Annotated in this window: 13 protein-coding genes; 4 read left to right on the top strand and 9 right to left on the bottom strand. The window is 71.7% G+C overall.

The features are described from left to right. The 4 genes from NQ160_RS07830 to NQ160_RS07815 form a co-directional block, all read right to left on the bottom strand. Positions 1-886 (bottom strand): acyl-CoA dehydrogenase family protein (locus tag NQ160_RS07830; RefSeq protein WP_257514660.1); only part of this gene is annotated, 886 nt, incomplete at its 3' end. Beyond that, positions 886-1,914, bottom strand: a complete 1,029-nt coding sequence (locus NQ160_RS07825; RefSeq protein ID WP_257514659.1) for a phosphotransferase family protein — start codon at positions 1,912-1,914, stop codon at positions 886-888. The genes NQ160_RS07830 and NQ160_RS07825, both read right to left, overlap by 1 nt. A gap of 489 nt (positions 1,915-2,403) precedes the next feature. Further along, positions 2,404-2,817 carry an acyl-CoA thioesterase gene (locus tag NQ160_RS07820; protein WP_257514658.1) on the bottom strand — a complete coding sequence of 138 codons (414 nt, stop codon included), beginning with the start codon at positions 2,815-2,817 and terminating at the stop codon, positions 2,404-2,406. Between the two features lie 14 nt (positions 2,818-2,831). Continuing rightward, positions 2,832-3,470: a QsdR family transcriptional regulator gene (locus tag NQ160_RS07815; protein WP_257514657.1), complete on the bottom strand. Its 639-nt coding sequence runs from the start codon at positions 3,468-3,470 to the stop codon at positions 2,832-2,834. 93 nt (positions 3,471-3,563) lie between these two features. Between NQ160_RS07815 and NQ160_RS07810 the strand changes: the two genes are divergently transcribed. Further along, positions 3,564-4,802, top strand: coding sequence for an acyl-CoA dehydrogenase family protein (locus NQ160_RS07810; protein WP_257514655.1), 1,239 nt, complete (start codon positions 3,564-3,566; stop codon positions 4,800-4,802). Further along, complete coding sequence (locus NQ160_RS07805) at positions 4,799-6,013, top strand: acetyl-CoA C-acetyltransferase (protein ID WP_257514654.1); 1,215 nt, start codon at positions 4,799-4,801, stop codon at positions 6,011-6,013. Before NQ160_RS07810 ends, NQ160_RS07805 begins: the two co-directional genes overlap by 4 nt. A gap of 94 nt (positions 6,014-6,107) precedes the next feature. On the opposite strand, the gene NQ160_RS07800 is transcribed toward NQ160_RS07805, so the two are convergent. The 3 genes from NQ160_RS07800 to NQ160_RS07790 are packed head-to-tail and all read right to left on the bottom strand — an operon-like array spanning position 6,108 to position 8,493. Further along, positions 6,108-6,584 carry a MaoC family dehydratase gene (locus tag NQ160_RS07800; RefSeq protein ID WP_257514653.1) on the bottom strand — a complete coding sequence of 159 codons (477 nt, stop codon included), beginning with the start codon at positions 6,582-6,584 and terminating at the stop codon, positions 6,108-6,110. Continuing rightward, positions 6,581-7,345, bottom strand: a complete 765-nt coding sequence (gene fabG / locus NQ160_RS07795; RefSeq protein ID WP_257514652.1) for a 3-oxoacyl-ACP reductase FabG — start codon at positions 7,343-7,345, stop codon at positions 6,581-6,583. Before fabG ends, NQ160_RS07800 begins: the two co-directional genes overlap by 4 nt. Positions 7,346-7,371: 26 nt before the next feature. Beyond that, positions 7,372-8,493, bottom strand: coding sequence for a zinc-binding dehydrogenase (locus tag NQ160_RS07790; RefSeq protein WP_257514651.1), 1,122 nt, complete (start codon positions 8,491-8,493; stop codon positions 7,372-7,374). 266 nt (positions 8,494-8,759) lie between these two features. Between NQ160_RS07790 and NQ160_RS07785 the strand changes: the two genes are divergently transcribed. Beyond that, complete coding sequence (locus NQ160_RS07785) at positions 8,760-10,127, top strand: hemolysin family protein (RefSeq protein WP_257514650.1); 1,368 nt, start codon at positions 8,760-8,762, stop codon at positions 10,125-10,127. Beyond that, positions 10,120-11,169: a hemolysin family protein gene (locus NQ160_RS07780; protein WP_257514649.1), complete on the top strand. Its 1,050-nt coding sequence runs from the start codon at positions 10,120-10,122 to the stop codon at positions 11,167-11,169. Before NQ160_RS07785 ends, NQ160_RS07780 begins: the two co-directional genes overlap by 8 nt. Positions 11,170-11,308: 139 nt before the next feature. Here the strand turns inward: NQ160_RS07780 and NQ160_RS07775 are convergent, their stop codons facing one another. Both NQ160_RS07775 and NQ160_RS07770 read right to left on the bottom strand, forming a co-directional pair. Then, positions 11,309-11,743 (bottom strand): heat shock protein transcriptional repressor HspR, encoded by a 435-nt coding sequence (locus tag NQ160_RS07775; RefSeq protein ID WP_257514648.1) that lies wholly within the window; start codon positions 11,741-11,743, stop codon positions 11,309-11,311. Positions 11,744-11,859: 116 nt separating this feature from the next. Beyond that, the coding region (locus tag NQ160_RS07770) for a DnaJ C-terminal domain-containing protein (RefSeq protein WP_257514647.1) at positions 11,860-12,656 on the bottom strand (797 nt) is incomplete at its 5' end.

The following is a 12,656-nucleotide window of genomic DNA, read 5'->3' as shown; positions in this document are numbered from 1 at the left end:
GCTCCCCCAGGGTGCGCCCGAACGCGACGCGCTCGTTCGCCCGGTCGGTCATCAGCGCCAGCGCCCGCTCGCCCATGCCCAGCGCCCGCATGCAGTGGTGGATGCGACCGGGCCCCAGCCGCGCCTGGGCGATCGCGAACCCGTCGCCCTCGCCCGCGAGCAGGTTCTCGGCCGGCACCCGCACGCCGTCGAAGACGACCTCGGCGTGCCCCCCGTGGTCTCGATCGTCGTAGCCGAACACCGTCAGCGCCCGTTCCACGCGCACGCCGGGGGCGTCGCGGGGCACCAGGATCATCGACTGCTGACGATGCCGCTCGGCGTCGGGATCGGTCTTGCCCATCACGATGAAGATCGCGGCATCCGGGTTCATCGCCCCCGTCGACCACCACTTGCGGCCCGATACGACGTAGGAGTCCCCGTCGCGACGGATGCGCGTGCCGATGTTCGTCGCGTCGCTCGAGGCCACGTCGGGCTCGGTCATGCAGAACGCCGAGCGGATGCGGGCATCGAGCAGCGGCTCGAGCCACCGCTCCTGCTGGGCGGGGGTGCCGAAGTCGTGCAGCACCTCCATGTTGCCGGTGTCGGGGGCGGCGCAGTTGAACGCGACCGGTGCGAGCCGCGGGCTCCACCCGGTGATCTCGGCGATCGGCGCGTACTGCAGGTTCGTCAGCCCCGCCCCGTGCTCGCCCGGCAGGAACAGGTTCCACAGCCCCGCCGCGCGGGCGCGCTCCCGCAGCTCCGTCACGATCGGCCGGAAGCCCCACTGGTCGGGCGTGGCATCCAGCTGCTCCTGCAGCACCGGCTCGGCGGGCACCACGTGCTCGTCGACGAAGGCGCGCGCCCGTTCGGCGAGCTGCCGGGTGGTGTCATCGTGGGCGAAGTCCATCAGAGCGCCTCCAGTCCTTGGCGGGCGAGGGGTTCCACCAGCGCGCCCATCCCGTCGAATCCGTCGCCGACGGTGTCGCCGGCGACGAAGCGGTAGTGGATCCCCTCAAGGATCACCGCGAGCTTGTACGCCGCGAAGGCGCGGTACCAGCCGAGGTCGGGCAAATCCGTTCCGGCCTGCCGGGCGTACACTTCGGCGAGCTCGTCGAAGCGGGGGTAGCCGGCGGCCGGATCGACGGCGCTCGGGATCGCGCCCCCGAACGCGGCGGGAAGCGCGGCGATGTCCCAGTACAGCGCGAAGATACCGAGATCCACCAGCGGATCGCCGAGCGTCGCCATCTCCCAGTCGAGCACGGCTGACAGGCGCGGCTGCGCGCCGTCGACGAGCGCGTTGTCGAGGCGGTAGTCGCCGTGCACGATGCCGGAGCGCCGGCTCTGCGGCATCCCCTCGCCCAGGCGCTCCTGCAGCGCGTCGAGGGTGGGGGTCTCGCGGGAACGCGAGGCGTCGAGCTGGCGCTTCCACGTCGACATCTGGCGCGAGAGGTATCCGTCGGCGCGGCCGAAGTCCGCCAGCCCCACGGATGCCGGATCCACGCCGTGCAGATCCGCGAGGGTCCGCACGAGATCGGTGCTCAGCCGCGCCAGCCCCGCGGGGGCGTACCCGGCGTTGTGCCCGGGTGTGGACAGCACCCGCCCGGGTGCCCGCTCCATGACGAAGAACGTGGTGCCGGTGATCGCGCCGCCGGTGTCGTCGACGACGTCCACGGCGACCGGCACGGGCACCGGCGTGGATGCCAGCGCCGAGATGACCCGGTGCTCGCGCCTCATGTCGTGGGCGCTGGCGAGCACGTGGCCCAGCGGCGGGCGCCGCAGCACGAGCGGGCGGCGCGCGCCGTCGATCGCGTAGGTGAGGTTGCTGCGGCCGCCGGCGATGACGGTGGCGGTGAGGTCACCGTCCGCGAGGTCGGGGTGCGCACCGGCGAACCATTCGGTGAGCGCCTGCACGTCGAGCCCCGGCACGTCGGTCATCGTCGACCCCTCTCCGCGCCGCATCGCGTCGCTCGTTCAGCATACCGCCTGGTCGGTTTGTGTCCAACCCGGCCGGTTCGGGGCGCGTATCGGGCGCCGAACCCCGTCAGACCCCGGTTCGGGGCGCGTACCGGGCGCCCCACCCCCAATCCACCGGGTCGGGGCGCCGAACCCCGCAATCCACCGGTTCGGGGCGCGAATCGGGCACCGAACCCCCAACCCACCGATTCGGGGCGCGAATCGGGCACCGAACCCCCAACCCACCGATTCGGGGCGCGTACCGGGCACTGAACCCCCAACCCACCGGTTCGGGGCGCGTACCGGGCTGCGAACCCCCAACCCACCGGTTCGGGGCGCGTACCGGGCACCGAACCCCGCAATCCACCGGTTCGGGGCGCGTACCGGGCGCCGAACCCCGTCAGACCCCGGTTCGGGGCGCGTACCGGGCGCCAAAGCCCGCAGCGCTCGACCCGGCGCCCCGCCGGAACCTCAGCCGAGCAGCTGCGCCGCCACCGCAGCGCGCACGGCATCCGGCACGGGAACGGGCCGGCGACTCGCGGCATCCACGAACACGTGAACGAAACGCCCCACAGCGATGGGCTCGTCCTCGCCGGGGCGCAGGATCCCGAGCGCCCACGTGATGCTCGTGGCCCCCAGCCGATCCACGCCGATCCCCACCTCGAGCGGCTCGGGGAACGACGCCGAGGCACGGTAGTCGCACGACGACGAAACGACGAGGGCGATCGCGGGAGAGGATGCCGGGTCGAGGCCTCCCTCTGCGATCATCCAGGCGTTGACCGCGGTATCCATCGCCTCGTAGTAGACGACGTTGTTCAGATGCCCGTACTGGTCGTTGTCGCGCCAGCGGGTCATGAACGGTCGGCGCACGCCGTAGTGCGGCATCGGTCCTCCAGGGGTCAGTCCGCGCGCAGCAGCACGCGGAACGCCGCGCGGGCGCGCGACGCGCTCGGCTCGTCGCCGGCGATCAGGTCGGCGTAGGTGAACGATTCGGACACGCGCACGAGCAGGTACGCGAGGCTGTGCACGTCGATGGCCCCGCCGAGCGGCTCCGCACCCAGCTCAGCGCGGATCAGCCACTCCGTCGTCGCGACGTACCGACGCTGGATCTCGCTCTCGACCGTCGTGAGCAGGCGCAGCGCGCGGGTGGGCTCACGCCGCAGGAACTCGCGGAAATAGGGCGCGCGGTTCAGGTCGGCGACGAAGTGGGTGAGCAGCTCGGCGAGGCGGTCGGCGCCGACGCGGTCCGCCGTCGCGTGGTCGGCCTGCACCAGCGTCGGGACGGCGAGCGACCACAGCACTTCGCTCAGCAGGGCGTCGCGGTTGCCCACCCAGCGGAAGAGCGACGTGCGATCCACCCCCAGTGCCGCAGCGAGCGCGCCCATGTCGATGCGGTGCCCGGCGATGAACTGCTCGCGGGCGAGGTCGAACGCCCGCCGCGCGTCGGAGTGGGATGCCAGCCGCGCCGAGAGCCAGGAGGGGGCGGCATCCACCCCCACGGTCGCGATGGGCGGCGCGACCGGCGCAGGCGTGGACATGCCGGAACTCTACCGCCGCGCCGGATGGATGCAACATCCTGAGAAATGTTGCATGATGGGCGTCACACCGGATCACCGACGATCGGAGAAGCGATGCCGCTCACCCTCACCCCACCCGCCGACGAGACGCACGCGCCGCCTGCCGCGCGCCTCGACGCCGACTTCTACGACCTGCAGAGCGCGCTCACCGACGCCGAGCGCGCGCAGCTCGGCCGCATCCGGGCGTTCCTGCGTGACGAGGTCGCCCCGCGGGCGGACGAGTTCTGGGAACGCGCGGAGAGCCCTCGTCACCTCTTCCCCCGGTTCGCCGAGCTGGGCATGCTCGGAGCCGGCATCCCCGAGGTCGCCCAGTACGACAACAGCGCCCTGTACCGGGGCTGGGTCGCCCTGGAGATCTCCCGGGTGGATGCCTCGACGGCCACCTTCCTGGGCGTGCACAGCGGCCTGGCGATGAACGCGATCTGGGTCGGCGGATCCGACGAGCAGCGGGCGCAGTGGCTGCCGCCCATGGCCCGAGGGGAGCTCGTCGGGGCGTTCGCGCTGACCGAGCCGCTGTCGGGATCCGACACGGCGCGGGGACTGCGCACGACCGCCACCCGGCGGACGGCGGCCGACGGCACCGACGAGTGGGTGATCGACGGCGCCAAGCGCTGGATCGGCAGCGCCGGATTCTCCGACATCACCGTCGTCTGGGCGCGGGACACCGACGACGGGGAGATGAAGGGGTTCATCGTCCCCACCTCCACGCCCGGGTACTCGGCGACCAAGATCGAGCGCAAGCAGTCGCTGCGGGCCGTTGAGAACGCCGACATCACGCTCACCGGCGTCGTCGTTCCCGATTCCCTGCGACTGCAGCGGATCGAGTCGTTCACCGAGGTCGCGATCGTGCTGCGGCTGACGCGCGCCGAGGTCGCCTGGCAAGGGCTCGGCAACGGCATCGGCGCCTACGAGGCCGCCGTGCGCTACACCGCGAACCGCGAGCAGTTCGGAAGGCCGATCGCGTCGTTCCAGCTGGTGCAGCACAAGCTCGCCACGGCGCTGTCGAACATCACCGCATGTCTGGCGATGTGCACGCGGGTGTCGCAGCTGCAGGACGAGGGCACGCAGACCGACGCCCAGGCGGCGATGGCGAAGGCGTTCGTGACCGCCCGCATGCGCGAGACCGTGGCCCTGTGCCGCGAGGTGATGGGCGGCAACGGCATCACGCTGGACTACGGCGCGGCGCGGGCATTCTGCGACGCCGAGGCGATCTACACCTTCGAAGGGACACACGACATGAACACCCTCATCGTGGGGCGCGAGATCACCGGCATCCAGGCGTTCACCTCATGAACGAGGCATACATCGTCGCCACGGCTCGCTCGCCCATCGGCCGCGCGCGCAAGGGGTCGCTCGCGGACGTCCGGCCCGACGACCTCGTCGCGCAGATGGTGCAGGCGGCGCTGGATGGCGTCCCGGGGCTGGACCCGGCGCGCATCGACGACCTGATGATCGGCACGGGGCAGCCCGCGGGACGCCAGGGCATGAACATCGCGCGGATCGTCGCGGTGCTGCTGGGGCTCGACGGCGTGCCGGGGACGACCGTGAACAGGTACTGCTCGTCGTCGCTGCAGACGACCCGGATGGCGTTCCACGCGATCCGGGCCGGCGAGGGCGATGTATTCGTATCGGCCGGGGTCGAGTCGGTGTCGCAGTACGCGCACGGATTCGCCGACCTGCCGGAGGCGGTGAACCCGGCCTTCGCGGATGCCGCGGCGCGCACGGCCGCGCGCGGCGAGGCGGGGGCATCGGCCTGGGTCGACCCGCGTGCGGACGGCGCGCTGCCGGACGCCTACATCGCGATGGGCCAGACCGCCGAGAACGTCGCGCAGCTGCACGGGGTGACCCGCGAGCAGCAGGACGCGTATGCCGCACGGTCGCAGCAGCGTGCCGAGGCGGCGATCGCCTCGGGCTTCTGGGAGCGCGACATCACGCCGGTGACGCTCGCGGACGGCAGCGTGGTGACTGCGGACGACGGCCCGCGGGCCGGGGTCACCGAGGCCGGGCTCGCCGGGCTCGACCCGGTGTTCCGGCCGGACGGCACGGTGACGGCGGGCAACTGCTGCCCGCTCAACGACGGGGCGGCGGCCGTCGTGATCGTGTCCGGCCGGGTGGTGGACGAACTCGGGCTGCAGCCACTGGCGCGGATCGTGTCGACCGGCGTGAGCGGGCTGTCACCGGAAGTGATGGGGCTGGGTCCCGTCGAGGCGTCGCGGCAGGCGCTGGCGCGCGCCGGGCTCGGAATCGACGACATGGACCTCGTGGAGATCAACGAGGCGTTCGCGGCGCAGGTGATCCCGTCGGCGCGGGAGCTCGGCATCGACGACGGCCGGCTGAACGTGCACGGCGGCGCGATCGCGGTGGGACACCCGTTCGGCATGACGGGGGCGCGGATCACGTCGACGCTGATCAACGGGCTCGCCGCGACGGGCGGGCGGTACGGCCTCGAGACGATGTGCGTCGGCGGCGGCCAGGGCATGGCCCTGGTGCTGGCCCGCGACTGACGCTCACTGCCGAGTGAGTATTCGTCGCGCCGAGTGAGTATTCGCGACGAGTACTCACTCGGCGGCGCGAATACTCACTCGGGAGCCTGAATACTCACTCGCGAGCGGGCACTCCGGCGGGCTCGGGGACCAGCAGCGCCAGCGTCTCGGCGATCAGCGCGGGCTTGCGTCCCCCGTCGATCTCGACGGTCGTGCGCATCCCCACCCGCACCCCCTGCGGCGTCTCGTCCGCCGACGCGAGCTCGGTCACCGCCCGCACGCGCGACCCCGCGAGCACCGGCTGCAGGAACCGCACCTTGTCGAGGCCGTAGTTCACCGCCATCGCGACCCCGCCCACCTGCAGCAGCCCTTCGGTCAGCCGCGGCAGCAGCGACAGCGTCAGGTACCCGTGCGCGATCGTCCCCCCGAAGGGCCCGGATGCCGCACGCTCGGCATCCAGGTGAATCCACTGCCGATCCTCGGTCGCCTCGGCGAACGCCGCGATCCGCTCCTGCGTGATCTCGAACCACTCCCCCGTGGCCGTCGCCCCCACGAGCCCGGCCAGCGCCACCGGCGACTCCGCCGCGATCATGCGCGCGGCCCGCCCGCCACGTACAGCACCTGGCCCGAGATGAACCCGGCATCCTCGCCGGCGAAGAACGCCACCGCCGTCGCGACGTCCTCGGGTGTCCCGCCGCGCCCCACCGGGATCTCCTTCGCCATCGCCGCAACGAAGTCCTCGAACGAGACCCCCATCCGCTCGGCGGTCGCGCGGGTCATGTCGGTCTGGATGAACCCCGGCGCCACGGCGTTCGCCGTCACCCCGTACCGCCCCAGTTCGATCGCCAGCGTCTTGGTGAACCCCTGCATCCCGGCCTTCGCCGCGGCGTAGTTCGCCTGTCCACGGTTACCCAGCGCGGACGTCGACGACAGGTTCACGATGCGCCCCCACCCGGCCTCGACCATGTGCGCCTGCACGGCCTTCGTCATGACGAAGGCGCCGCGCAGGTGCACGGTGATGACGGCATCCCAGTCGTCCTCGCTCATCTTGAACAGCATGTTGTCGCGGATGATCCCCGCGTTGTTCACGAGAATCGTCGGCGCTCCGAGCTCGGCGACGACCGTGTCGACGGCGGATGCCACGGCCTCGGCATCCGCGACGTTCGCCCCGACGGCGAGCGCGCGACCACCGCCGGCTTCGATCGCGGCGACGGTGTCGGCGCACGAGGCCGCGTCGAGATCGAGCACGGCGACGGCGTGACCATCGGCGGCGAGGCGGCGGGCGGTCGCGGCGCCGATGCCGCGCGCGCCTCCGGTGACGATCGCGGTGCGGGAGGGAGAACAGGAGGTCATACGGGTTCCTTTCGTCGGGATTGGAGTCAGAAGACGATGAGCTGGCGCAGCTCGCCGCCGGCACCGAGGCGGTCCATCGCGGCGTCGATGTCGTCGAGCCGGATGCGGGAGGTCACCAGACGCTCCAGCGGCAGCCGTCCCGCGCGCCACATCTCGACGTAGCGCGGGATGTCGCGAGCGGGCACGGCGGAGCCGAGGTAGCTGCCGATCACGGTGCGCGCCTCGGCGGTCAGCTGCAGCGGCGACACCTCGGCCCGCGCGTCGGGCCCGGGGAGCCCCACTGTCACCGTCGTCCCACCCGGCGCCGTCAGCGCCAGCGCCGTCTCGAACGCGCGGGCCGACCCGGCTGCCTCGATCGCGGTCGGGGTGCGGATGCCGCGCGCCACGGCATCCGCCGGCGAGAGCGCCTCCGTGGCGCCGAACTCTCGCGCGAGGTCCAGCTTGGCCGGCACGGCGTCGACGCCGACCACCTCGAGCCCGAGCGCGACGGCGACCAGCAGCGCGGCCATGCCGACCCCGCCGAGGCCCACGATCGCGATCGCAGAACCGGATGCCGGACGCGCGGCGTTCAGCACGGCGCCGCCGCCCGTGAGCACGGCGCAGCCGAGGAGCGCGGCGATCTCGGCCGGCACGTCGGGGGGCACCGGCACGACGGAGGTGCGGCTGACGACGGCGTGGCTGGCGAAACCGCTCACGCCGAGGTGGTGGAACACGGGCGCGCCGGCATCCGCCCCGTCCTTGCTCCGGCGGCGCAGTCGCGTGCCACCGCCGACGAGGGTGCCGGCGGTGTTGGCCGCTGTTCCCGGCTCGCACGGCAGGCGGCCGTCGGTCGCGCACCCCGCACACGCGCCGCAGCGGGGCAGGAATGTCATGACCACGCGCACGCCGGGGCGAAGGTCGTCCACCCCCGGGCCCACCTGCTCAACGATGCCCGCGGCCTCGTGGCCGAGCAGCATCGGTGTGGGGCGCAGGCGGTTGCCGTCGACGACGCTGAGGTCGGAGTGGCACACCCCGGCGGCTTCGATGCACACGAGCAACTCGCCGGGGCCCGGCCCATCGAGCTCGAGGGGGCCGACGGTGAAGGGACGGGATGCCGCGAACGGCGCGGTCGCCCCCGAGACCTCGAGCACGGCTCCGGTGATCTGCATCCGAACCTCCTCGTTCGTTCGCGCGCGGCAGTGCGTGCTCGACAGCATACCGACTGCGCGGTATGTCCCGCTAACCGGTCGACGCCGGGCGGTCGCGAATACTCACTCGGGCGCGCGAATACTCACTCGGGGGCGGTTTCTCAGCTTGCGGGGCGGGCGGCTGTCTAGCCTTGATCCATCATGGATGACCCTCCCTCTCATAGTCCCGCGCCCTCTGACTGCCTAGCCGCCAACGCGGCACGTTCAACGGTCAGGGGGTGTAAAGAGTGAACGAGTGGATCATGCTCGGCATCGGCTTGGTCCTCACCGTGGGAACCGGCCTGTTCGTCGCCAGCGAGTTCGCGCTGGTGAACCTGGACCGTCACGAGCTCGAGGCGCGACGCGCCCGCGGCGAGCGGGGCCTGGACGGCACCATCTCCGCACTGAGGATCACGTCGACCCACCTCTCCAGCGCACAGCTCGGCATCACGCTGACGACGCTGCTGACGGGCTACACCTTCGAGCCGGCGATCAGCAGCCTGCTGCGCGGGCCGCTGCTCGACCTCGGCCTTCCCGAGGGGGCGATCGGCCCGATCGGCGCCGTCACCGGCATTTTGATCGCGACGCTCTTCTCGATGATCATCGGCGAGCTCGTGCCGAAGAACTTCGCCCTGGCCGTGCCGCTGGCAACCGCCAAGCTCGTCACCCCCTTCCAGCGCGCGTTCACCGCGGTGTTCAAACCGCTCATCCTGCTGTTCAACAACACCGCCAACGCCGTCATCCGCTCGGTCGGCATCGAGCCCAAGGAGGAGCTCTCGGGCGCCCGCAGCGCCGACGAGCTGTCCTACCTCATCCGGCACTCCGCGATGGCCGGGCTGCTGGACAGCTCCGACGCGCAGCTGCTGCGGCGCACGCTTCGCTTCGCTTCGCACGATGCCTCCGAGGTGATGACCCCGCGCGTGCGGATGGCCACCGTCGACATCGCCGACACGGCAGACACCGTCATCGCCCAGTCCCGGAGCACCGGGTTCTCCCGCTTCCCGGTCATCGACGGCACCCCCGACCGCGTCGTCGGCGTCGTGCACGTCAAGCACGCGTTCGCCGTTCCGCTGGAGGACCGCGCACAGACCCGGGCTGACGCCCTCATGAGCGACGTCCGCACCGTGCCCGAGGGCATGGGAGCCGACCACCTGCTCACGGTGCTGCGCACCGAGGGCCTGCAGATCGCCGTCGTCGGTGACGAATACGGCGGCACCGCCGGCATCGTCACCCTCGAGGACCTCATCGAGGAGATCGTCGGCGAACTCGAGGACGAGCACGACCGCACCCGCACCGGCATCCTGCGCTCCGGCCGCTCGGTCACGTTCGACGCCAGCTGGCGCCCCGACGAGGTGCTCGACCGCACCGGCGTCGAGATCCCCGAAGAGGGCGACTACGAGACGGCCGGCGGCTACGTCACCGACGTCCTCGAGCGCCTGCCCGAACTGGGCGACGAGGTGCGCATCGCCGCCGGCACGCTGCGCGTCGAGCGCATCGACGGACACCGCATCGTGCGCCTGCGCTACATGCCCGATGACCCGGAAACCGATCTCAGCGTCATGACCGACCACGACAGAGCCCGCGAGAGCGTCCTGAAGGGAGCCCGCCATGAGTGAGGACGTCTGGGGCATCGTCTGGCTGTTCGTCCTGCTGATCGCAAACGCGTTCTTCGTCGGCGCCGAGTTCGCCGTCATCTCCGCCCGCCGCTCGCAGATCGAGCCCCGGGCGGAGCGGGGCAGCAAGGCGGCGAAGACCACACTGTGGGCCATGGAGCACGCGACGCTCATGCTGGCGACGAGCCAGCTGGGCATCACCGTCTGCTCGCTGCTGATCCTGAACGTGTCGGAGCCGGCGATCCACCACCTGCTGGAGATCCCGCTGGGACTCACCGGCCTCACGCCCGAGCTCATCAGCGTGGTGGCGTTCGCCATCGCCTTGGCGCTCGTGACGTTCCTGCACGTCGTGTTCGGTGAGATGGTGCCGAAGAACATCGCGTTCTCGGTGCCCGACCGCGCTGCGCTCATCCTCGCCCCCGCGCTGGTCGCCGTGGCGAAGGTGTTCAAGCCGGTCATCTGGACGCTGAACGCCGTCGCCAACGGCATCCTGCGCCTGTTCCGCGTGCAGCCGAAGAACGAGGCCACGAGCACCTACACGCTCGACGAGGTCGCCAACATCGTGGAGCAGTCGCGCCGCGAAGGCACCCTCGTGGATGCCTCGGGCACCCTCGCCGGTGCGTTCGAGTTCACCGAGAAGACCGTGGCCGACGTAGACGTCCCCCTGGGCGAGCTGGTGCTGCTGCCGGCCGGTGCGACACCGGCCGACGTGCAGCGCGCCGTCGCCGAACACGGCTTCTCGCGCTACGTCATCGCGGGCACCGACGGCGAGCCGGTGGCCTACGTGCACATGAAGGACGTGATGGACCTCGACGCTGCGGACCAGTTCCGCAGCCCCATCCCGGAGAAGCGGCTGCGTCGCCTCGCGACGGTGCACCGGGCGACCGAGCTCGAGGACGCCATGGCAACGCTCCGCCGGCGCGGCGCGCACGTGGCGCGCAGCCTGGATGCCGACGGCCGCACGGTGGGCCTGCTGTACCTCGAGGACGTCCTCGAGGTGCTGGTCGGCGAAATCGGGGACGCCACCGCGGCGACCGTCGCGTAGGTCGGCGGCGCGACGCGCGCGCCGCAACTCCTCGAGATCCGTCGCGCAGACGGCAGAACCGCCCCGCACAACCCGTGCGGGGCGGTTCTTCGAGGAGTTATGGACGCGACGGTCCGGCAACGAGCCGCGCGCGGCCGCGTCAGTCCGAGTCCGGATGCCGCGGCCGCCACAGCACGAGGTCGGTGGCGCGCCGCACCCTCTTGCCGTGGCGCAGCGTGATGACGCCGCCGCTGGGGCCGGCGGCGAAGACGCGCGCGCCGGGACGGTTCTCGATCTCGGCGCGCACACGGTGCTCGAGGTCGCGCACCTGGCGCCGCAGCTCGCGCACCTGGTTCTCGAGCTCGACGATGCGTGAGATGGCGGGCAGGCTCATGCCCTCGGCCGACAGGCGGGCGACCTCCCGCAGCTGCTCCACGTCGCGCGGCGAGTAGCGGCGCGACCCGCCCTGGGTGCGCGCGGGCACCACGAGGCCGATGCGGTCGTACTGACGCAGGGTCTGCGGGTGCATGCCAGACAGCTCCGCCGCGACCGCGATGGCGAAGATGGGCATGTCGTCGTCGATCTCGTCGTTCATGCCCTCACCCCCTCCTGTCGCCAGCGTAGGAGATGGTGCGAGGGGAGGAGTGGATGCCACGCATCCGTCCTGCCCCGCCCACATCTCCTGCACTCACGACGGCACACACGGCAGACCTAGCCGCGCGCCTTCTGCATGAGGTCCGCCCGGGGGTTGTCCTTCGGCTCGAGCTCGTGGAATCGCTCGAGCGCTTCCCGCGCCTCGCCCTCGAGGTGCGACGGCACCGCGATCTGCACCTCGGCGAGCAGGTCGCCGGTTCCCTTGGTCGTCGCGACGCCGCGTCCCTTGACGCGCAGCACGCGTCCGGAGGGGGTGCCCGGCGCCACGCGGAGCTTGACCGGGTCTCCCCCGAGCGTCGGCACCTCGATGGTGGCGCCGAGCACAGCCTCGGTGAAGGTGACCGGCACCGTCACCCGTAGGTTGAGCCCGTCGCGCGTGAACACCGGGTGAGGCCGCACGGTGACAGACACGACGATGTCGCCGTTCTCGCCGCCGTCGGGCGACGGGCGACCGCGTCCGCGCAGCCGGATCTTCTGCCCGTCCTTGACCCCCGCGGGGATCTTCACCTTGAACGGCTTGCCGTCCTCGCCCTGCAGCGTGATGGTCTCGCCCTTGGTGGCGGTGAGGAAGTCGATCGTCGTGCGTGCGGTGACGTCGCCGCCCTTGGTCGGCCCGCCGAAACCGCGGAATCCGCCCGAGGTCTGACCGAACCGCCCGGAGCCGAAACGGCCGCCCGGCTGTTGATTGAACATCGAGAAGATGTCGTCGAAGTCATCGGCGGATTGGAAGCGCGCACCGCCGCCGCGGCCCTGACCGAACATGCTGAAGACGTCCTCGAACCCGCCGGCACCCTGGCCGCCCGCTGTGAAGCGGGCGCCAGAGCCCATGGCGCGGATCTGGTCGTATTCGGCCC

The sequence above is a fragment of the Microbacterium sp. zg.Y909 genome, assembly GCF_024626565.1.
Note: the sequence above shows the minus strand (reverse complement) of the source record. Positions and strands in the feature narration are given on the sequence as shown.

What these genes read in the sequence shown, in the direction of transcription:
- NQ160_RS07825 (WP_257514659.1), bottom strand. Translation starts at nt 1,914, where the DNA reads ATGACCGACGTGCCGGGGCTCGACGTGCAGGCGCTCACCGAATGGTTC.
- NQ160_RS07820 (WP_257514658.1), bottom strand. Translation starts at nt 2,817, where the DNA reads ATGCCGCACTACGGCGTGCGCCGACCGTTCATGACCCGCTGGCGCGAC.
- NQ160_RS07815 (WP_257514657.1), bottom strand. Translation starts at nt 3,470, where the DNA reads ATGTCCACGCCTGCGCCGGTCGCGCCGCCCATCGCGACCGTGGGGGTG.
- NQ160_RS07810 (WP_257514655.1), top strand. Translation starts at nt 3,564, where the DNA reads ATGCCGCTCACCCTCACCCCACCCGCCGACGAGACGCACGCGCCGCCT.
- NQ160_RS07805 (WP_257514654.1), top strand. Translation starts at nt 4,799, where the DNA reads ATGAACGAGGCATACATCGTCGCCACGGCTCGCTCGCCCATCGGCCGC.
- NQ160_RS07800 (WP_257514653.1), bottom strand. Translation starts at nt 6,584, where the DNA reads ATGATCGCGGCGGAGTCGCCGGTGGCGCTGGCCGGGCTCGTGGGGGCG.
- fabG (WP_257514652.1), bottom strand. Translation starts at nt 7,345, where the DNA reads ATGACCTCCTGTTCTCCCTCCCGCACCGCGATCGTCACCGGAGGCGCG.
- NQ160_RS07790 (WP_257514651.1), bottom strand. Translation starts at nt 8,493, where the DNA reads ATGCAGATCACCGGAGCCGTGCTCGAGGTCTCGGGGGCGACCGCGCCG.
- NQ160_RS07780 (WP_257514649.1), top strand. Translation starts at nt 10,120, where the DNA reads ATGAGTGAGGACGTCTGGGGCATCGTCTGGCTGTTCGTCCTGCTGATC.
- NQ160_RS07775 (WP_257514648.1), bottom strand. Translation starts at nt 11,743, where the DNA reads ATGAACGACGAGATCGACGACGACATGCCCATCTTCGCCATCGCGGTC.